The organism is Halalkalibacter suaedae, assembly GCF_017939705.1.
GTDB classification, from domain to species: Bacteria; Bacillota; Bacilli; order Bacillales; family Bacillaceae_D; genus Halalkalibacter; species Halalkalibacter suaedae.
Map to the genome: position 1 here is coordinate 271,984 of NZ_JAGKSQ010000004.1, position 19,631 is coordinate 291,614.

The following is a 19,631-nucleotide window of genomic DNA, read 5'->3' on the forward strand; positions in this document are numbered from 1 at the left end:
TAGTAAGACAGGTATTGTTAGGTGTTTTGTCGAAATAATCAATAATCGAATACATAGTTTCTATATAAATTCAAAAGATAATATATTTTATCGAGGTGATTTTTTTTGGTTAATAATGTGCAGATTGAACAAGTGAAAATTATTGATAAACACGTTGATGAACTATCTGAACTTCTGATACAGGTAGTAGAAGATGACGCATCGATTGGTTTTTTGCCACCACTGCAATTGTCGGATGCTAATAAATATTGGTTGGATGTCTTAAATCCGGAAGTGGTTTTATATGTCGCTAAAATAAACACTCAGATAGTTGGGAGCGTACAATTACAGCTGTGTACTAAGCAGAATGGTGGTCATAGAGCTGAAATTGCAAAGCTAATGACACACCCTAATTATCGACGTAATGGTATTGGTCGTTCACTTATGAACAAAGCTGAAGAAAGAGCCAAGAAGGAGGGCAGGTCATTATTAGTTCTCGATACAAGAGAAGGAGATCCTTCTAATCTTCTTTATTCTTCAATTGGTTATATTCAGGCTGGTAAAATCCCTTATTATGCTAAATCGGCAAATGGTGAACTACATTCTACCGTTCTTTATTATAAATCTATTTAAATTAAGCGTAGGTTATTTCTTAATATGTGACATATTTCATTTAAAGTAACGGGTGCGATTGCTGAACAAGCAGCAGTCGCTTCTTTAGCTATATGGCAGGTTAGTAAAATATTACGGAGGTGCTTACATGTCGATGGGAAGTGTGATTTATCAGATAGTATCTATTTTAATTCTTATTACTTTAATCCTTTTAGTTGTATGGTTTATTCGTTCATCTATAAAGAAGAATAAAAAGTTAAAGAGAATAGAACAAAAACTAATTGAAATTGAAAACAGTAATACTAAAGGTAATTAGTCTAATTTCCCTAACGGGGAGCGATTGTGGAACAAGGCAAGCCCTCTTTTGCTAAACGGAGTAGTTTATTGAAAGAAGAGTTGTTCTTTTACTTACGGTAAAATGGTTTTATTATTTATTAAAAGGATGAGGTCAATGAGTGAGATAACCTTTAAAAGTGATATTTTCTATTCCCAATTAGCTGTATTTCAGCATGGTTTAGAACACCCATTTAATGACTGGAATGACACTCATGTTAACCAAGGTTTTGCATGGAGAGAAGGTTCTGTATCTTTTGGAACTCTGTCTTATGATGAAGAATGCAAAATTACCGTGAGAGTTACCGATAAGAATGAAGTGGATACCAATGTTATTAGGGCAATTACTGTCCCTTTTTATATCAGTAACATAGGAATTGAAGTTGGTTCTATCATGGAAACAAAAGCTATTGAAATTGATGAGGGAATGTATGAGTTACTTTTTACGGTAAAACGATTAGAAAATGGGTTGGGTCATTACTCATTTGCTTTCATAAAGAATGATAATCCTATTGCGAAAATTATCAAGGCAGATGAAGAACTAAATCCTCCATCAGTGTTAGTGATGAATGCTGAACCAGCAATATAAGGAAGTCATCTTCTACAAACGGGTGCGTTTTTGCTATAAAGCAGGAACGTATTTTTTTGGACACGGAAAAGGAAATTAATGTTAAAATTAAAACAATCGTTATTCAAGTAACGGGCAGAATAGTTAAAGAAAAATTAGTAAGCAAACAGGTGCTTTTCTAAATGGGAAAGCATTTTTTTAAGAAGGTTATGTAAGGTTTACTTGACACAAGAATTACACTCTGATATGTTTAATGTAAGGTTAACCTGACATGGAAAGAGGTACAATAATTGAAAAACAAAGTTAAAAAACTAAGAGAGCAGTTTGGATTATCACAAGCACAATTGGGTGGTAAGGTGAATGTTTCACGGCAAGCAATTAATGCAATAGAAAACAATAAGTTTGATCCTTCGATTTGGTTGGCATATGATTTAGCAAAATTTTTTAATATGTCAATTGAGGAAATATTTGATTTTGAGGAGAGTGAAAGAAAATGAGTTTGTTAAAACAACCTATCATAAATATAATTTTTATTGGTTTTATGTCAGGCATTTATTCGCTTATTTTTATTTTTACAGCTGGTCATATGGAATTTGTTAGTATCCTTTCAAATGGCGAGACACTAAATTCTGCTTTCTGGAATGGATGGTCTGACTTTCTTAGAACTGGAAATATGAGGTTCATTGGATACCTAATAATTGGTTTAACCATTGCCATAATAATATTTATTTTGATTAAAAGAAGTAAAAAGTACGATGAATATCAAGTAAGTATTTTATCCAAAAGTCTGTTAGTTGCTGGTACTTTATCTATTTTAATGATTCCATTTATGATGATTTTACTTTTGAGTGATTCAAACTATGCGGTGGAAATAATCTTCCTGTTTGCATCCATTCAATGGGTCAGTGTTTTAGTTTCGTATTTGGTTTATGTTATTAAGTTTTAAATTGTGAAAAAATGTACTTAAACAAACGGGGAGCTTTTCTTTAATAAACAGGGAAGCTTTTTTCTTTTTGCAAACAAACAAAAGGAAATTAATGTTAAACTATGAGTGCAGAAGAATTGCACAAGAGCATTAGAATTTTAAAGGGGTGTCTAAAATTAAAAGACAAACTTTAATGGGAGCTACATTATTTATTGCTGGGACATTATTATTTGGAATAGTACATATAGCAATTGCTAATTACATCCCAAACATGCATGTTTGGAGCGATCCACCAGGGAAATTTCAACAAGCAAGAAAAGAAATTGGGGTTAATATTCCTTATATCCTAAGTATTATTTTTATGGTTTTTGGTTTTATTCTTTTAATCCTAAACGAGGTCAAATTAATCGTGAATTTCTTAATAGGCAAAAATCAATCTTAAACTATAGGGTGCGTTTCTGGAACAAGCAGAAAGGGGTGAGTGTTCTTGAAAAAGCTTTTTATTATGACCATTTTTTATAGCGTGCTCATCGTTTCGGCTTGTGGAAATGAAAAAGCTAGTGTTTCGGATTTTGAACTTATACCAACTGAAAAAAACATTTTATCTATTCATGTTGGCGGGGTTGATGAAAATCAAGCATCAACAGATGAGACAAATATATTGATTGATGAAGAAGAGAAGATAAGCCAAATGTTAGTTTTATTAGGTGATGTAGAAGTCGAACCTATAAATAAACAATACGTTACAGACCAACAATTGCATCAAATGATTGATTACAATATATTTTTTATCGAAGATTACGACTCAGAAAAACACTTACAATTATGGCTCTTGAGCGATGGAACGATAGTTTTCCCTACGTGGGGAGAACAGTATTACAAGGTAAGTAATGCTCAAGACTTGCAACAGAAATATTAAATAGTCTAGAAATTAACTTTTAATTTTTTATTGAACAAACTGGGAGCATTCCTTCAACAAGGGATGCTCTTTCTATGTGACAAAAAATGGTAATTGATGTTAAAATAGAATGGTAGCGTAGTTCGTAAAAGTGATTAGATTTAAGGGGGAATATACAAATAGTAAAGTTTAGTATTTTAGAAAACTGGATAACTAGTGATTATAATAACTTTATGATTTTTATTGGTTTAAGTTCCCTGATTTCAATGATTTCAATTATAGCTATTATAATCTTAAAGAAAAGAATAGTTAGTAACGATGAAAAAAAATCAATGATAAACTTAAAAGTAACTTCCTACATGTATAATACAATACTTATTTATCTAGGATTATATATTTTGTGGTTACCCGAATTCACTCCTGTTAATAAACAGCTAATTATATTAGGTTTTATAATTTCTATAGTCGTTGGTGCCATCAGTTATTTTATAATTTATGTTAAACAAATAAGCAGAACTTAAAAAATATAAATAGTAAACTGCTTGATTTAATGTAGATTGTGAATAATTTCACTTAAAGTAACGGGTGCAGATGTTGAAGAAGGAAATTCCTATCTATGATTTTTGAAAGGGAGGAGGTCAATATGACACTAGAATCACTAGAGAAATCTGACCTTAGTTCAGTTGTCTTTATAAGAGACTACATACAATTTGTCTTTGAAGGGGAAAAAGAGAACGTAATTTTGAGTGCATTTACACAGCCTTCAACAATAGTAAGTAATCAAATATATGAGTTCCAAAGTGCGGGTTGGAGAGATGCTCTATGTACTCTAATCAATAAGATAGTAAGAACAGCTATTGCAGAAGAAGGGATTGCTATTAAAATAACGTTTGAAGATGGGGACGTTTTGGAGATTTCCCTTAGAAAAGAGGATTATGAAGGTCCCGAAGCTGCAATGCTCTGCATCAAAAATGGAGAGATAAGGTTTGGTAATTAGATATTTCTTATTAAAGTAAAGGGAGCAATTCTTGAATAAAGAGGGATTGCTCTTTTGCTTATTGAAGTAAAGAGGCAGGATAATGAAACAAGCAAATCGATTTTGCGATAGAATATGTTATAAGTAAATCTCAAGGAAGAGAGATGATGGAACTTGAAAAGGAGGTCCTCAATAGAAAAAGCAGAGTGGTCAAATGAAAGAGAGAATTTTTATAAACAGGACTGCTCGGATATTGTTTTTAGCTTTGGAGATGGGTTAAGGGTCGACAATGATACAGTGTATATAAATAAAAATGGAGTAGAGATAAAGTTAGAGAAACCACTAAAATCAAAAACATTTTGGTATGAAACTTGGTTAAAATTAAAGTCTTTTTATAAATTAGACTAAATTTTCAACTTTTGACTAACTGAGAGCTTGAATTTAATAAGCAATTGTAATATCAATAGAAATTTAAAGAGGATGAACCATTATGGATAAGGACTTGTTTAAATTTTTTAATTGTAACCCGCCTACAACTATAAATGTAATAAGAGAAGTAGAAAAACAATTAAACATAAAGTTTCCTGAGGACTATACTGACTTTATGTTGAATTCAAATGGCGGGGAAGGTCAGATTAATGAGAGATATTTAAGACTTTGGGAAATGGAAAGTATTGTTGATTCAAATGGGCCTGAGGGTTACTCAACTCTGGAATTTGCACCTGGTTTAATTGTTATAGGCTCTGATGGTGGTGGAACAGCAATTGGCTACGATTTTCGTAATAACACACCCCGGTTAATTGAAGTGGATTTTATAGGTTTAGATATAGATTCACCATTTTTTAGTACAGGTAATTTTATTGATTTTGTTCGATACTTATATAATCATCGTTATGAGGAGTAAGGAATCCTGTTGTGCTAACTGGGAGCAATCCTTCAAAAAGCAGGGAGTGCTCTTTTCTTTTTGAAGGATTTGGCAGGATTGTGTAACAAGGTATAAAAAGTTCTGTTGTAAAATAAATAGTGTGGGTGGTGTTAGGATGAAATCCAAAGTTATCAAAATATTGCTTGGTCTAGTTCTATTCGCTATTATTTTGTATGTTTATCCAATTGGGAAATTAGCATTAACTGATACTCAAGTTACTAAATCCCTACTCGCAGACGAGTATTATGTGAAAATATCTTCTGATGATTATGACTTCGATGTTTTCCGAGATTATATGGAAAGTAGAGGTTGGAAAGAAAACGAAGATAAGCGTATGGGTGGTATGTATGCTTTTGAAAAGAACGGTGAAACAAAAGAAATAATAAACACACAAGTAAAGACAATTTTTGTTGATGGCAAATTAAATTTTTAATGTCTTGTTTCGCTAACTAGGAGCCATTCTTCAAGAAGGGGAATGGCTTTTGGTTGTGGAAATATAGAATCACATCGTTAACGAGAGTGAAGTGATAACAGTGTACAGTGATGAAATTTTAATTGAAAAATATAATTCAGTTCAGAACGATTCTATAAATCAATTGCTTTCTATATGTTTTGGGGATGATGGCAATTCCAAGATGTACTTCGAACGAGGCTTGAAAAGTCCTAATATTCTTTGTACCTATGTTGCTTTACAAAAAAGTGAAGTTGTAGGTGGCATTACAACATGGAAAACAAATTTTCATCCAAATTGCACTTATATGGCTATTATTGTCCATCCTCTATTTAGGGATATTGGTATGGAGAATCAGTTATTAAAAATAGTAGAAAGCAATCAAAGTACCGATTCTCACTCCAAACTTCGATTTATGAAACTAATTATTTTACAAAAGAGTTTTATGAGAAAAGTGGTTTCAAAGAGATTAGGCGAACTTACTTGCCTATATTTAAAATGAATGAGATTGCAGAATTAGATGTGAAATTCATACAAAAGTATAGTAATACTCAGACCTCTATTGAAACTTTAGATTGCATTAGAAAAGATGAACATTTAAAAAAGAAGTTAACCTCCCTCGTAAAAGAAACTTATGAAGCAACACATAGGGATAATCCACCAAGAAAAAATGATTTACATGCTTGGGAGAACTTAATATTCAGTAAGGATACTTTGGTGAATCATAGTTACATTGCTATATCTGAGAATAAAGAAATTCTTGCATTTGCTCTATTACATGAAGGTGAAGAGGATAATACTTTGGAATTTGGGTGGAGAGGCACTAAGGGAGAAACGGATTTAAATTTAATTATTTTATTAACTGCCATTCAAATAAGGTCTACCAAAATTGGGGGTTATAAATACATTGTGGGTGAGATTGATACGACTGACGTATACTCAAAAGAGATGTTTAGAAAGTTCCCCTTTTCCCCATCACCTTCGTTAATTACTTATCAAAAAAGAATTGAAACTACAATTTCCAGTTCGTGGAAAAATGCACTTAAGCTAACGGGGAGCTTATGTTGAAGAACGAATCACAGAAAATGATCAAACTTTTTCACGAAAATTGCGCATTGAGCCAAAAATGAGGAACCGGTTTTAATCAATCTTTTTTCAAAACGGGTTTGGGGGATGGTTTTGATCAAATTTTATTTTAAAGCTACATAAACGACATAAATAAATATATATGGAGGTATAGTTATGTGGGTAATATTTGGGATTATTGCAATAGTAACAACTTTTATAAATCTTTATATGTATAGAGCGGGAAAGGATTATAAGCTCGCTATGGCGATGGCATTATCGTTTACAGCATTAACAATTTGTGCAGATTACAGTTATCTAAATAGGTGGGTAAAAGCGGAAGATTGGGCGGCTTTATCAGATGTAATACCTGGTATGGCAAGGGCATTTTGGTTTTTGACAATTGTTTCAATCTTACTAAATATAGCACCTATATTTTTAGAACGAAAACGTAAGAAATAATGACTTATTGTTTAAGTCTTTATGTATAACTAACTGGGAGCAAGAGATGAAGATCAAGACGGATCAGCAGCTCTTTTTCTTTATTGAAGAAACGTGGCAATTTAGTGCAACAAGAACTATTGTATTCTTAGCGTAAACTATAAATAAGGGGAGGTACTGATGAAAAGAACTTTATTGTTTTTTATATTATTTATTCTTACTTTTACATCATCTGTTCAAGCACTAAGTTGGGCTTATCCTTTTGTTGTTTGGAACGGGAACGTTTATGAAGTAAAAGAAGAGAAGGTATTAGCTAATCAAATTGGAGAGGAAATTGGAGAAGTAAAAACAAAGCCTAATGATATGACTGGAAATTTTTACGGAAATGCTTCAAATGCTTATCCTAAAGGTACAAAGTATTTTCATATAAATAATATATCATCTAAAAATGCAATTGCTGTTGAAGTAGGGGACAACGAGTGGCAAAAAGCCGTATATCTCTATAAGGCACCTTTTCATTGGATGGATATATTCACAAAAATCCTACCTATCCTTGTTTTAATAGCAATCATCATTATCGTTTTTATTCTCTTTAAAAAAAGAAAAAATAAGTAAATATATAATTAGAGTTTTTTCATTCACGGGTAGCGATTGTTGAACAGCAGCTATCGCTTCTTTCGCTATAGAGGCAGGTTAATTGAGTATTTCTGAAAAATGATTATAAGGTTTACAGTGTTAAAATAAGAAGAGGTGAAAGTTTATGTATAATTTACTGATAGTATTAGGAATTATCGTTTGTATATGGCAATTTTTCTTAGCGAAGAAAGGGCAAGTAAAAACATCTTTATTTATAGCGATTTTATATAGTGTCATTGTGGTTTTAATGATTTTAGGTGGGCTTGCTACTTTAAAATTCTTCGTTATTGTTGCTGCTATTATTTTATGGGCTTTATCTATTTGGGCATTCACAACAAAGAAATAATAGAGTTATTCAAGTAACGGGTAGGTGTGACAAGTTCTGTAATAAGCGCTTCTAGCGTGAAATACAGGGGATTCACTAGATGAATTCTAACTTTACAAGGGAGAATAGGAATGACGGAACCACGTTTCCAGAAACTATTCCATCAATACTCCTGCGTGCGTTATAAATAACAGTTTATAGGGTTCGAAGCACAGGTAGATTCGGTTGAATGAAAGCTAAAGCCATCTTTATAGAGGGGTATGCTGACAGATAGACCGCATGGCTGAAAAACTAGATATGGTGAGAATAGTTCTAATCGAACAGAACTGACGAACTTCCGAAGGTACGGGTCTAAAGTTAGAACATAGAGGAAACCTATGACTCTTCTTACGAAGAGGTGAGTGATGTAGAGTAAAAATCTCCCCTATGAAATACATTATACCGAACAACGGCGGTATCGAGCTCACAGGCTCAGAGGAAGCACCTACCTCTAGAATGGATAGCTACCTTGTAAGGTACTTGGGAAGCAAGAAACATCGCAAACATGGACTGCTTATCCTAGATGGCTGCTATAAGGCTAAGCCGAAATGCATTTATTCTTGTGAAGGTAGGGGCATGACTGAGGAAACTTCTGTAATGGAAGTGGAGGAACAGCCCCAAGTCTAGTAATATAGAATGATTATTTTCCTAAAGTGAATTGCACCGGTCGGGTATGAATGTGGGAACCTCATCTAAGAGAGGATGATGCCACAGTGCAAACGCTAAGATACTGGGATTACTACGATATGACAGATACGTTTACCGAACTCTATGATAAATCGTCTAGAAAGGAGTCATTTTCTCGTTTATACGACATTATTACTTCTAGGAAAAACATTCTGCTTGCATATCGAACGATCAAGTCAAATAAAGGGTCAAGGACACCGGGAACAGACAATAAAACGATTAATGACTTAAAAAAGCTATCAGAAAATGAAGTCGTTAATGAAATTCAAAACAAGTTAAAGAATTATCGCCCTAAGAAAGTACGACGGAAATTGATTGAGAAAGAAAATGGTAAGTGGAGACCGTTAGGTATCCCCTGTATTATAGATAGGATTATTCAACAATGCTTTAGACAAGTACTTGAACCAATCATGGAAGCAAGGTTCTACAAACATAGTTATGGTTTTAGACCGTTAAGGTCTACACACCATGCTATGGCAAGAGTACAATTCCTTATTAATCAAGCTCAGCTCCATTATGTGGTGGACATTGATATTAAAGGATTTTTCGATAATATCAATCACAACCTACTAATGAAACAGCTTTGGAATCTAGGAATCAATGACCGACAGGTTTTAGCCTGTATTTCGAAAATGCTAAAAGCTGAAATTGATGGAGAAGGAGTCCCCACAAAAGGTGTACCTCAAGGTGGTTTGTTATCACCATTATTATCAAATGTAGTGCTCAACGATCTAGACCATTGGGTAGCTGAACAGTGGGAGTTCTTCCCTCTTCACAAAGAATATAAGTCCCGTGAAGGCGAGCTTTATGCTAAGAAGCGAACGACTTTAAAAGAAGGTTACCTCGTCCGCTATGCGGACGATTTTAAGGTCTTATGCCGTGATTGGAATACGGCACAGAAATGGTATCATGCCATAAAGTCATACTTGAAGCAGCGATTGAAACTAGATATATCGCCAGAAAAATCTCAAGTCATCAACCTAAGAAAAACAGAGTCTGAATTTCTTGGGTTTACTATCCGTGCAAATAAAAAAGGGAAAAAGAGAGTAGCACACACAGGCTTAAAAGAAAATAAAAAGCGTAAAATCAAAGAAGCATTCAAAAAGTACGTTCGAAAATTAAAGGCCTCGCCTACTACTCAAAATGCATTATTGTTTAACAGTTTTGTCTTAGGCATTCACAATTATTTCAACCGTGCCACCCATGTCTACAACGAGTTCTCACGTCTTGCCTACGATGTGCGACCTTTTATATACAACCGTCTAAAATCTGTGGGGAAATTTGCACATCCAACGAACGCTCCACCAACCTATGAGAAGTTTTATAGTTTAGGAGCCAAAACATTCAAAATAGCCAGTATCTATCTCTTCCCATTGGCTGATGTGAGAACGAAAAATGCTATGAATTTCAGTCAGAGCTTAACACCTTTTACATCAGAAGGAAGAGCGAGAATACACAAGCAATTACGCTTAGATATTCAGCGAGAAATTGCATTATTGTTGGAGTCGAATATTCAAACACGAAGTGTTGAGTATATGGATAACCGTATTAGCCGATACAGTATGAAAATGGGAAGATGTGAAATTTCAGGCGTACTTCTACAAGCTCGTGACGTTCATTGCCACCATTACATCCCCATACATCTAGGTGGAGATGACACGTTTAAAAACCTTAGAATTCTTCACAAAGACATACATACGGCAATACACCAAACAGATGAAATGGCAATACATTCACGCTTACAAGGCTTTAATATTGCAAAGCCAATGTTAAAGAAGTTGAACACATATCGTGAAAAGTGCGGTTTAAGGACAATCATGTGATTTCAATTCTACTTAAGTAACAAGGAACTTATAATCTAGTACATTTTATTAGATGGCACGCGGAATGATGGGAAACTATCACGTTCCGTGTTGGGCAGGGGAAAAGCTGTAGATAACTTCAAACGCTTACCTATTGCTACCAAGAGTTGAAGATCAAGACGGATCAGCAACTCTGTTTCTTTATTGAAGTAACTGGCAGTAGAGTTGAAGAAGAGGAATCTATAGGAAGATACCAAATATTTTGAAATTGGTTTATTTTTCAAGGGGGGAAAATAATGATTTATAGTAATACAGAAAAAACAATAGATACGAATAGGTTGGTTCTACGTCTATTTAATAAATCTGACGCACAAGAGGTTACAAGGCTCTGTAATAATTACAACCTTATAAAAATACTCTCTATTTGCCGTTTCCGTATTCAATGGAGGATGCTTTATCGTGGATGAAAAACCATGTTGAAAATTTTAACGATAATAAATCTTATGAATTTGCTATTACAGATAAGATTTCGGGGAAGTTATACGGAGCAATAGCATTAACTAACAATCAAAGATTTAATCATGGTGAAATTGCTTATTGGGTTGGAGAAGAATATTGGGGAAATGGCTATGCGACGGAAGCTGCTAAAGCAGTGCTTGAATTTGCTTTTATGGAAAAGCAATACAATAAAGTATTTGCTCGTTATTTTCATACTAATCCAGCTTCAGGTAAAGTGATAGAGAAAATAGGCATGAAAAAAGAAGGGATTTTAAGAAAACAAGTTATGAAAGATAACGAATATATAGACCTTGTTTATTATGGAATCCTAAAAAATGAAGCTAATATAAACAAACAATAGGGTTCTTCCACTAAAGGAGTGCAATTCTTAAAGAAGCAGAGATTTTTTTATTGAAGTCAAGTTAACAGGATAGTGAAAGGGAAGATTATTGATTAGGAGTTCAAAAGATGGAGATAAGAAAAGCAACAGTAAGTGATATTGGAGAATTAACTTTACTGATGGATCAACTAGGATATCCCACGACACCTGAAAAGATGAAATTACGTTTTTGTAATATTGAAGCAAACTCTGATTACAACACTCTGGTAGCTTCCTACGATGGAAATGTTGTTGGGATGATTGGATTAGTTAAGGGGTATTATTATGAATTGGATGGGTCTTATGTAAGAATAGTTGCTCTGGTTGTAAACATTAATTATCGAAGTAAGGGCATAGGAAAAAAGTTAGTACAAGAAGCAGAGAATTGGTCACGAAAGATAGGGGCTTCTGGAATCGGACTTAATAGCGGTAATCGGACAGAAAGGATAAATGCTCATGAGTTTTATAAAAATATGGGCTTCATAGAAAAGAGTATCGGTTATGCTAAAAGCCTTATTTAAGTGACGGGTGCACTCCTGCAATAAAACAGGAGTGCTTTTTGTATGCCAACGAAAAGGAAATTAATGTTAAACTATAAGAATGAAATTACAAAGGAATATAGAATTAAATGAAACAATTACTAAAGGGAGAAAGAAAATGGATAATTTTTTATTAGAATCACACTGTATATTTCCAACACAGAATATAAGAAGAACTGCTAATTTCTATGAACATAAAATGGGATTTAAGGCTGTTCATTATTTGGATGCGAATGAACCCCATATTTGTTTGTATCGTGATAGAACGGAGATTATCTTAACCAAAACTAATGGACAAAAAGTAATTCCGAATAGAGAATTATATGGTTACGGATACGATGCTTACTTTATTACAAAAAATCAAGAAGAATTTCAAGAAGAGTTGGTCAATTCAAATGTGAAAATAGTCCGTTTATTAGAAAATACCGATTACAATAATAAAGAATTTGTAGTTGAAGATATAGATGGAAGGTGGATAGCCTTTGGGATTAAAGTAGGTTAAAGGCAATATTAAACTTTGTGAAAAAATACACTTAAAGTAACTGGGAGAATAAGATTTTTATATTCCCTTATTAAAAAGGAGGATTCTGATAATGGAAGGCAAACACACATATAACTATTATCTAATACTCTCTGCAATAGGGATTGCGGCTTTTGGAGAATGGCTTTATAGATTAGCTCTTCCTATAATCGTCTTAGAGATGACTAAATCAGCCAGTCTAACAGCATTAATGTATATTTTAGAATTTATTCCTTTTATTATTTTAGGGCCAATGGCAGGAGCTATTGCAGACAGAATAGACAGGAAAAAACTTGTTGTTAGTATGCAGGTTATAGCTTCAATATTAGCAGGATTGTTAGTTTATGTACTTCAACAACAATGGGTCAACTATTGGATCCTATTTGTTTTCGGTTTCTTACTCTCCTGTACACAAGCTTTTTTTTATCCTGCTCTTCAAGGCTTGATTCAAACGTTAATACCTAAAGGTTTATTAACCAAAGTAAATTCCCGAAAACGTTCTATTGAGAGTGTGTTTTCTGCTGTAGGACCAGCATTAGGAGGAGTATCTATTGCATTAATGGGTATATACGGAGCCATAATTATTAATTCAACTACATTTCTTATAGCAGCACTCATACTTATTTTCTTAACTAGTCAAAAGATAAATCTCGCAGGAAATGTAAAAGATGTTTTAAAAACAAATAGCATGTTCGTTGAATCGATAATGTATCTTAGGGCAAATAAGGCTCTATTAGCTGGTGTCTTACTATTTGGTGGGGTCAATTTTGGCTTGATGGCTTTACAATCAAATTTAATATATATTATTACTATTATTTTTGGATTGTCAAATGTAATAACAGGTATTGTTATTGGTGCAGGGGGATTTGGAGCAATTATTGGTGCATTGATTGCCCCAATGATTCATCAAAAATTAAAAACTGGTCACATGATAGTTTATAGCATGTTTGCAACAGGAGTGTTTATGTGCTTTATGATTTTTGAATCATGGATTGCTCTGGCATTATTTTTGGCTCTTGCAAATGCAGCTGTATCAAATATTGTTGTCCCTTGGATGTCTTATCAGCAAAGTATTGTTCCTGTTACTATGATAGGTAGAGTTACATCTATTGGCAGGATGCTGTCATTCATAGCGATACCATTAGGAGCATTTGTTGGAGGTTTTCTACTTGAAAACTATAATCAGTTATGGCCAATTTCTGTTGTAGCTGGTGGATCCATAATTTGTATGGCTATTATAGCCAGAATAACAGCTCTATGGAGTGCTGAGTTTAATGACGATGAAACTGTAATAAATCCACAGAAAGAACTATCTTAGTTATGAGAATTGAAAAGAATTAGTTTGTCAGTTTTGAAATTCTTTGTTTGCTACATATTGCTGCACGATGTACACGATGTAATTGAAGAAACAAAATGTTAAGTATTTGAAGCAGAATGTAAATCTTTGTTTCAGAAATGATTAAGATGAAATTTTGCTGTAGGGTGTGAATGGGATGTTGAAAAATTTCTTTAAACCAAAATTTATCCTAGCTATAATCGTATGTGCCTTATTAATTTTCGGAATCGTATATATAGCCACTGATAAAGAAAGAGTATCTGATAGATTTGCACAACAACTCTTTGATTATCCGATTCCGATGCAAACAAAATTAATAGAAGAAAAACAGTATAACGGTCATCCATGGGTGACTTTTTCCGGTAACAGTGGGGCATGGGTTGTCATTGTCTATCAGCGCTTTTCAACAACTTTAAGCAAAGAAGAAATTCTTACTTATTATGAGAAAGCAGGCAAGTTTAAATTCCCTAAATCTGAGACTAAAGGTGTGGTTTTGGAACTCTACTTTGAGGGAGATATGAAAAAGGTTATTGAAGATAAAGGCGTTTATTATGAAAGTGAAACACGTGGACCTCTATATTCTTACTTTGATGATCAAGGAAATATCAATTTAGAGGAGCTTGGTAACAATACTAATCAAGAGTATGAGTATGTAATTCAACTAGTGAGTAGCTTTGATTTTTTTCTAAATATAGATTAGGTTTAAGACTTTGTATTACTTTTAAACTTCAAATAATAAAACCAAAGAAAAATTTTTGGGTTATTATTTGGAATAGTTTACGCACTGGCTAGAACATTGACTAATATAATTTTTTCATTCTTTAACATCTTATTATTATATTTAATTAGATACATGTGAAACGAGGTTAGTTATGAATATGAAGAGAAAAATACTAGTTTTTTTAACAGTGCTTATTTTAGTTTTAACTACAGCTTGTAGCCCTAATTATATAAAAGACTCAAACACTGAATCAAAAGAGACCTCCTATGATTTTTTTAGTCCTATGTATGAAGATGGGGAAGGAAGAACTTTTATTGGAAAAAAAGAAAAACTCTCAATTCTACTATCTGAGGAATTCAAAAAGAATACCACTAACAAGTATATGTGGCTTATTTGGAGTAATGACGATGATATTTTGAATAAAAGGTTATCTGTTGTTGCTTTCCATCAAGAAACAGGTTTACAAGAGGCAGTCTTAATCGTTGGTGAAAATAAAACTATTCAAATTCCTAACAAACTCTTTGGACCTAATCATGGGGCAGATGCACATATACCTACAAATATGGAATTCTCTGAATCAGGTAAATGGATAATGCACGTTTTTCTAGATGATGAACTACATGAGACTTTGATTGTCGATGTAAAAGATTAAGACTCATTATATTTAAATACAATCCCTTAACAAGAGATGTCTTGGATCTCCGGAACTAGCTGATAATTTCATGCAATCAATGGCATCTAATTAATCACTACAGTTGTTGATGAACCAGAACCAGTAGTAGAGGAAGCACCCCCGAAACCAAATAATGAACAGTTCTCTTGTACACACTCATTGAAGTTGATGGTGGTGATTTATCTGGATATCGTGAACCTAACGTCGTTGTTGACATTGGTTATGGGGACCGTGAATATTGGGCATTTACTAATGAATACGGGCAGCTAGTACGTGTCATTGCTGATGAAATCATTTTACAAGATGACAGTAATGAATCTGTATTATCGTCTGGCAGGTACTATTCAGATGATGCGAAGGTCCCTGGTGTCGAAAGTGAAGTTTTGGGTGAAAGGCATATCATTGCTGATTCTCTTGGAGGGGTAGCAAATGCTTATAATATTCCCGCAAGATAGTACACTCAACCGACATGGTGATCAAGCTTATATGGAAGACGCAATCCATAAGGCTGGTGGAGCCTCTAATTTTGAAGTCATCATCACATACCCCGATAAGGAAACTCAGATTCCTTTAAGCTATCAATATACCTATACGTTAATGGGTAACGAGATCGTTGTTACATTTGATATTGTGAATCCGGATGAAGTAAACGCATCATGAGTAAACATTTACTGCGTAATACAATTATACTTTTTAAAAATTACGGAGACGATTACTTAATAAGTAATCGTCTCTTCTTTATATATGAGTAAAAGAGACTCAATAACTAAACATATTAAATCATTCATAGGTTAATTTTGTAGAATTAGTACAAAAAAGCACAAATTTTTCCTATTAGCCAACGGTCTAGTTTAAAACCTTTTTATACTAAAAATGGATTTTTATATTGTAATTGTTAAATATTTCTGCAATAATTGCTTTTGGTAATGAGAAAGGGGAAAGACAAATGTTAAAACTTAAATTGATAACTATGTTGTTAGTTGTTTCTGTAATTCTATTTATGACAGCTTGTAATGAAACTTCTACCAACAATTCTTCAGGCACTGAAGAAGATACCGAGACAACTCAAGAAGGGGAAAACGATACGAATGTTGTGGTAGAAGAGGAAGAACCATCTAACGAGCAAGAGACCGATAATGAGGAAACAGCTGAAGAAAACAACACTAACAACAACGATCAAAACACAAATAATCCAGATGTCATAGATGAAGGTGCTGATTCTTTAACAGATAGTGAGCAAGTGGATGAAGAATCAATAAAAATATCGAGTGGAGAAGATGCTATTGCTCTACTTAAGAAAGAATTAGACTTGGAAGATAATGACGACATTTTATTCGATGATACAGGTGGAATTCTTCAAGAAGATGAAACTGGATCATACTACCAAATTATACTTATATCAAAATCAATGAAAGCTGCTGGAGGATCAGGAACAGTAGGTGTTTATAGGGTTTATCAAGATGGTCACTACGAGGAATAAATCGTTCTAAGTATTCTTAACCTACTAAGAAGTTTTTTAATGGGGAATTACAAGAGATATTTTGTGCTTTAATAATAAAACTAGTAAATACATAAGTCATTTAGGTGCTAACTTCTACCCGAGTAATGATAGACAATACTTATACCCAGAACGGAACATTGATTATCAATGGGTAGATAAAGATGGTATGGAACGATATGATAAGCATTTAAGAAATTGGTTTTATGCTATCGGGTAGCAATACCCTAAATAAACAGAAACGTTATCCTGCTTACAAAGCAGTAAAGAGAGCAAGTATTAGAAAGAGCAGCACTTAAGAAGTGTTGCTCTTTTGTCGTTGTTAAAAATACTTTCTAAAGAGATGGGGATTGGAAATTATAGAATGTATATCGATAGAAAATCAAACAAATCACTTCTTTTTTGGTACTATGATGATAAAGTAATGAAAATAGAACATCAATATCTTAAATAATTGAAGGTTAAGTAGTGGTAACAGGAGCTTTCCTTGTATTGCAATTCTTATTCTAATATTGGAGCAGAAGAGTTTGGTGAAATCAGGGGGATTAAATGAAAAAGCCAGTAATAATTGACATAATATTTCTGGTATTAGCATTAAGTTCTTTTTTAAAGAATGTATGTATTTAAGGATTCGTGGTCATTCGCTAATATCTTGTTGCTTGCACTTGCTATTTCATCGCAGCTCACAAACTATCTATTTTTTCAGAAAGAGGTTGAATTCGAACGTTATGTTAAAGGGTTTTTAGGTGTAAGTATAGTAATTTGCATTGCTATATTTGTCATGTCATTCTTTTTATCAACTTCTACACTACACTTTTCCGAGCAGGATGCTTATTCAGCCTAAGTTTTTTAAGTAACGGAGCAAGTGTTAAAGATCGGATGTAGAAAAAGGGTATTATGGTTTTCAACTTTTTTTATCTTACAAAATAGTGCCTATGCTCTTTTCACTAAATAACCAGAAAGGGTGACTAATTTGGTATCTAAAACAGCAATAATTATCGGTGGCGGGCTGGGTGGGCTTTCTGCTGCAATAGCCTTACAACAGTTGGGTTTGAACGTCTCCGTATATGAGAAGGCCAAAGAACTTAAGGAATTAGGTGCAGGAATTGTTCTGTCGGCAAATGCTATTAAAGCGTTGGAGAAATTGGGAGTCGCTGAACAAGTTCGTAACTCCGGATCGCCAGTAAAAAAAGCGGAGATACGAACATGGGATGGTAAGCTCCTCGTTAATGTCCCTGTTCATAAACAAGCGAAACTTTATGGCACCTATAGCTACCTGATTTATCGTCCTGACCTGCAAAGCATTTTATATAAAAATGTAAAAAAAGGAACCGTTTACTTCGGAAAAAAGTTAATGCGTATAGAAACGGATGCAACGAAAATTAAGGCGATTTTTGAGGATGGAGAGGAAGTAGAAGGAGATCTATTAATCGGGGCTGACGGCGTACATTCTGAGGTAAGGAGATCTATCATCGGTTCAACACCTTCCCGTTATTCAGGTTTCACCGCTATTCGAGGCATATCCAATTTTGAAGATGACCGCTTTCCTGTCGAACTTGGCGGAGGCTTTGAAGCTTGGGGTCCTGGTAAGAGGTTTGGATTTTCTCATCTGGGCAGAGGTCGAATATTCTGGTTCTCAGCAATTAATATACCGCAAGGAAAGATGATTAACACCGTGGATCGGAAGAAGACTGCTTTGGAGAAATTAAAGGGTTCATTCGAGCCAATTGAAGCAGTCATTGAGTCAACCAATGAATCAGACATACTCCTGCATGAAATTTTTGATCGGAGCCCGCTAAAATATTGGAGTAAAGACAGGGCTACGTTGCTCGGAGATGCCGCTCATCCTATGCTTCCTAACCTCGGACAAGGGGGAGCCCAATCCATAGAAGATGCACTAGTATTATCCCGTTCCCTTGAAAAATACCCTGACAACGTGCAGCAAGCTTTTAAAATGTATGAAGAAATTAGGATTCCTCGCACCTCACAAGTAGTGAGAGGCTCAAGAGCCATGGCGAGATTAATGCAGCTTGAAAATCCATTAGCAATCCATTCTCGGAACCTAATGCTCCGTGCAATGCCAGATACTGTACAAATCAAGCGTTTGAAATGGTTAGTTGGACATGAGGTGTAAAAGCGGGTGCAATCCTTTAATAAGAAGGAATTGCTCTTTTCGTATTGAAATATAGGAGCAGGATAGCATTTAAAGGAGCTTGGAATGAAGAAAAAGTTCTTATTTTTACTTATTATTGTTTTACTTATTAGTGGTATTTATTTTATAAATGCAACCTCAAAAGATGATATAGAAGAAATTCAAAAGGCTGTTATAGCATTAGAGCAACCAGAATTAACGATAGCTCATATTGAATTCGTCGAGAAGAATAAAGCTATCGCCTTTTACGAATGGGGGCACGGTGCTGATGCTTCTTTTGGAAATGTAATCTTAAAGAAAAATCTTTTAGGTTGGGAGATTGTTCGGGGAGGAAGTCTGTATTTGTTGGAGGACTCTAAATTAAATTGGGGACATTTGGAATTAAGGAATTATTTTTCAAATTATACAGATATACTTAGAGGGAAAATAACGGACCCTGAAATCGAGAAAGTACAAGTGATCACGAAGGAAAGACGAGAATATCAAGCCAAAGTGATACAGTATAATAATGAGGGAAGGTTTTGGTTTTTAATTGCAGATGAAGAACTTCTAGGAGCTACAGTGTTAGGGCTTTCTTTTGAAGGGAATGTCATTGAAAAGATTCAAACAAGGCATTAATATTCTTAAACTTATGAGGTGATTCTATTGGTTAA

At 34.0% G+C, this 19,631-nt stretch carries 23 protein-coding genes and 2 pseudogenes; all 25 read left to right on the top strand.

The window, feature by feature from the left end; translation table 11 throughout:
* Positions 1-105 precede the first annotated feature (105 nt).
* The 25 genes and pseudogenes from J7W16_RS11615 (at position 106) to J7W16_RS11735 (ending at position 19,596) form a co-directional block, all read left to right on the top strand.
* A complete protein-coding gene (locus tag J7W16_RS11615; protein ID WP_210597471.1) occupies positions 106-612 on the top strand; it encodes a GNAT family N-acetyltransferase in 507 nt (168 codons plus the stop codon).
* A gap of 430 nt (positions 613-1,042) precedes the next feature.
* Positions 1,043-1,513 (top strand): competence protein ComJ, encoded by a 471-nt coding sequence (comJ, locus tag J7W16_RS11620; protein ID WP_210597472.1) that lies wholly within the window; start codon positions 1,043-1,045, stop codon positions 1,511-1,513.
* 269 nt (positions 1,514-1,782) lie between these two features.
* Complete coding sequence (locus J7W16_RS11625; RefSeq protein WP_210597473.1) at positions 1,783-1,989, top strand: helix-turn-helix transcriptional regulator; 207 nt, start codon at positions 1,783-1,785, stop codon at positions 1,987-1,989.
* Positions 1,986-2,438 carry a hypothetical protein gene (locus J7W16_RS11630; protein WP_210597474.1) on the top strand — a complete coding sequence of 151 codons (453 nt, stop codon included), beginning with the start codon at positions 1,986-1,988 and terminating at the stop codon, positions 2,436-2,438. Before J7W16_RS11625 ends, J7W16_RS11630 begins: the two co-directional genes overlap by 4 nt.
* 172 nt (positions 2,439-2,610) lie before the next feature.
* On the top strand, positions 2,611-2,859 hold the full coding sequence (locus tag J7W16_RS11635; protein WP_210597475.1) for a hypothetical protein: 249 nt from the start codon (positions 2,611-2,613) through the stop codon (positions 2,857-2,859).
* 45 nt (positions 2,860-2,904) lie between these two features.
* Positions 2,905-3,336, top strand: a complete 432-nt coding sequence (locus tag J7W16_RS11640) for a hypothetical protein (protein WP_210597476.1) — start codon at positions 2,905-2,907, stop codon at positions 3,334-3,336.
* 622 nt (positions 3,337-3,958) lie between these two features.
* Positions 3,959-4,312, top strand: a complete 354-nt coding sequence (locus tag J7W16_RS11645; protein ID WP_210597477.1) for a hypothetical protein — start codon at positions 3,959-3,961, stop codon at positions 4,310-4,312.
* A 469-nt stretch (positions 4,313-4,781) separates the two neighbouring features.
* Positions 4,782-5,195, top strand: coding sequence for an SMI1/KNR4 family protein (locus J7W16_RS11650; protein ID WP_210597478.1), 414 nt, complete (start codon positions 4,782-4,784; stop codon positions 5,193-5,195).
* Between the two features lie 136 nt (positions 5,196-5,331).
* Positions 5,332-5,649 (top strand): hypothetical protein, encoded by a 318-nt coding sequence (locus J7W16_RS11655; protein ID WP_210597479.1) that lies wholly within the window; start codon positions 5,332-5,334, stop codon positions 5,647-5,649.
* A gap of 100 nt (positions 5,650-5,749) precedes the next feature.
* Positions 5,750-6,169 (top strand): hypothetical protein, encoded by a 420-nt coding sequence (locus tag J7W16_RS11660; protein ID WP_210597480.1) that lies wholly within the window; start codon positions 5,750-5,752, stop codon positions 6,167-6,169.
* Positions 6,151-6,735 carry a hypothetical protein gene (locus tag J7W16_RS11665; RefSeq protein WP_210597481.1) on the top strand — a complete coding sequence of 195 codons (585 nt, stop codon included), beginning with the start codon at positions 6,151-6,153 and terminating at the stop codon, positions 6,733-6,735. The genes J7W16_RS11660 and J7W16_RS11665 overlap by 19 nt, the downstream gene beginning before the upstream one ends.
* A gap of 174 nt (positions 6,736-6,909) precedes the next feature.
* Entirely contained in the window at positions 6,910-7,194 is a 285-nt protein-coding gene (locus tag J7W16_RS11670; protein ID WP_210597482.1) for a hypothetical protein, read from the top strand.
* Positions 7,195-7,353: 159 nt separating this feature from the next.
* Positions 7,354-7,788: a hypothetical protein gene (locus J7W16_RS11675; RefSeq protein WP_210597483.1), complete on the top strand. Its 435-nt coding sequence runs from the start codon at positions 7,354-7,356 to the stop codon at positions 7,786-7,788.
* A 145-nt stretch (positions 7,789-7,933) separates the two neighbouring features.
* Positions 7,934-8,155: a hypothetical protein gene (locus J7W16_RS11680; RefSeq protein WP_210597484.1), complete on the top strand. Its 222-nt coding sequence runs from the start codon at positions 7,934-7,936 to the stop codon at positions 8,153-8,155.
* 731 nt (positions 8,156-8,886) lie between these two features.
* Entirely contained in the window at positions 8,887-10,683 is a 1,797-nt protein-coding gene (gene ltrA, locus J7W16_RS11685) for a group II intron reverse transcriptase/maturase (protein ID WP_210597485.1), read from the top strand.
* Positions 10,684-10,958: 275 nt separating this feature from the next.
* Positions 10,959-11,521, top strand: a pseudogene (locus tag J7W16_RS11690) (GNAT family N-acetyltransferase).
* A gap of 107 nt (positions 11,522-11,628) precedes the next feature.
* A complete protein-coding gene (locus tag J7W16_RS11695; protein ID WP_210597486.1) occupies positions 11,629-12,060 on the top strand; it encodes a GNAT family N-acetyltransferase in 432 nt (143 codons plus the stop codon).
* Between the two features lie 136 nt (positions 12,061-12,196).
* Positions 12,197-12,580, top strand: a complete 384-nt coding sequence (locus J7W16_RS11700; RefSeq protein WP_210597487.1) for a VOC family protein — start codon at positions 12,197-12,199, stop codon at positions 12,578-12,580.
* A gap of 91 nt (positions 12,581-12,671) precedes the next feature.
* The gene (locus J7W16_RS11705) at positions 12,672-13,916 is read left to right on the top strand and encodes an MFS transporter (RefSeq protein WP_210597488.1); all 1,245 of its coding nucleotides are present in this window, start codon (positions 12,672-12,674) and stop codon (positions 13,914-13,916) included.
* Positions 13,917-14,091: 175 nt separating this feature from the next.
* Complete coding sequence (locus J7W16_RS11710) at positions 14,092-14,634, top strand: hypothetical protein (protein WP_210597489.1); 543 nt, start codon at positions 14,092-14,094, stop codon at positions 14,632-14,634.
* Between the two features lie 172 nt (positions 14,635-14,806).
* Positions 14,807-15,307: a hypothetical protein gene (locus J7W16_RS11715; RefSeq protein WP_210597490.1), complete on the top strand. Its 501-nt coding sequence runs from the start codon at positions 14,807-14,809 to the stop codon at positions 15,305-15,307.
* 96 nt (positions 15,308-15,403) lie between these two features.
* Positions 15,404-15,985: pseudogene (locus J7W16_RS11720) on the top strand (DNA/RNA non-specific endonuclease); the annotation flags it as partial.
* Between the two features lie 289 nt (positions 15,986-16,274).
* A complete protein-coding gene (locus J7W16_RS11725) occupies positions 16,275-16,808 on the top strand; it encodes a hypothetical protein (protein ID WP_210597491.1) in 534 nt (177 codons plus the stop codon).
* A 991-nt stretch (positions 16,809-17,799) separates the two neighbouring features.
* A complete protein-coding gene (locus J7W16_RS11730; RefSeq protein ID WP_246879973.1) occupies positions 17,800-18,960 on the top strand; it encodes an FAD-dependent monooxygenase in 1,161 nt (386 codons plus the stop codon).
* An 84-nt stretch (positions 18,961-19,044) separates the two neighbouring features.
* Positions 19,045-19,596: a hypothetical protein gene (locus J7W16_RS11735; protein WP_210597493.1), complete on the top strand. Its 552-nt coding sequence runs from the start codon at positions 19,045-19,047 to the stop codon at positions 19,594-19,596.
* Positions 19,597-19,631: the final 35 nt, after the last annotated feature.

Bases quoted from the DNA above. Each gene is read 5' to 3' on its own strand.
- J7W16_RS11725 (WP_210597491.1), top strand. From the start codon at position 16,275: ATGTTAAAACTTAAATTGATAACTATGTTGTTAGTTGTTTCTGTAATT.
- J7W16_RS11715 (WP_210597490.1), top strand. From the start codon at position 14,807: ATGAATATGAAGAGAAAAATACTAGTTTTTTTAACAGTGCTTATTTTA.
- J7W16_RS11655 (WP_210597479.1), top strand. From the start codon at position 5,332: ATGAAATCCAAAGTTATCAAAATATTGCTTGGTCTAGTTCTATTCGCT.
- J7W16_RS11680 (WP_210597484.1), top strand. From the start codon at position 7,934: ATGTATAATTTACTGATAGTATTAGGAATTATCGTTTGTATATGGCAA.
- J7W16_RS11710 (WP_210597489.1), top strand. From the start codon at position 14,092: ATGTTGAAAAATTTCTTTAAACCAAAATTTATCCTAGCTATAATCGTA.
- J7W16_RS11695 (WP_210597486.1), top strand. From the start codon at position 11,629: ATGGAGATAAGAAAAGCAACAGTAAGTGATATTGGAGAATTAACTTTA.
- J7W16_RS11735 (WP_210597493.1), top strand. From the start codon at position 19,045: ATGAAGAAAAAGTTCTTATTTTTACTTATTATTGTTTTACTTATTAGT.
- J7W16_RS11650 (WP_210597478.1), top strand. From the start codon at position 4,782: ATGGATAAGGACTTGTTTAAATTTTTTAATTGTAACCCGCCTACAACT.
- J7W16_RS11630 (WP_210597474.1), top strand. From the start codon at position 1,986: ATGAGTTTGTTAAAACAACCTATCATAAATATAATTTTTATTGGTTTT.
- J7W16_RS11670 (WP_210597482.1), top strand. From the start codon at position 6,910: ATGTGGGTAATATTTGGGATTATTGCAATAGTAACAACTTTTATAAAT.
- J7W16_RS11635 (WP_210597475.1), top strand. From the start codon at position 2,611: ATGGGAGCTACATTATTTATTGCTGGGACATTATTATTTGGAATAGTA.
- J7W16_RS11645 (WP_210597477.1), top strand. From the start codon at position 3,959: ATGACACTAGAATCACTAGAGAAATCTGACCTTAGTTCAGTTGTCTTT.
- J7W16_RS11675 (WP_210597483.1), top strand. From the start codon at position 7,354: ATGAAAAGAACTTTATTGTTTTTTATATTATTTATTCTTACTTTTACA.
- J7W16_RS11700 (WP_210597487.1), top strand. From the start codon at position 12,197: ATGGATAATTTTTTATTAGAATCACACTGTATATTTCCAACACAGAAT.
- comJ (WP_210597472.1), top strand. From the start codon at position 1,043: ATGAGTGAGATAACCTTTAAAAGTGATATTTTCTATTCCCAATTAGCT.
- J7W16_RS11705 (WP_210597488.1), top strand. From the start codon at position 12,672: ATGGAAGGCAAACACACATATAACTATTATCTAATACTCTCTGCAATA.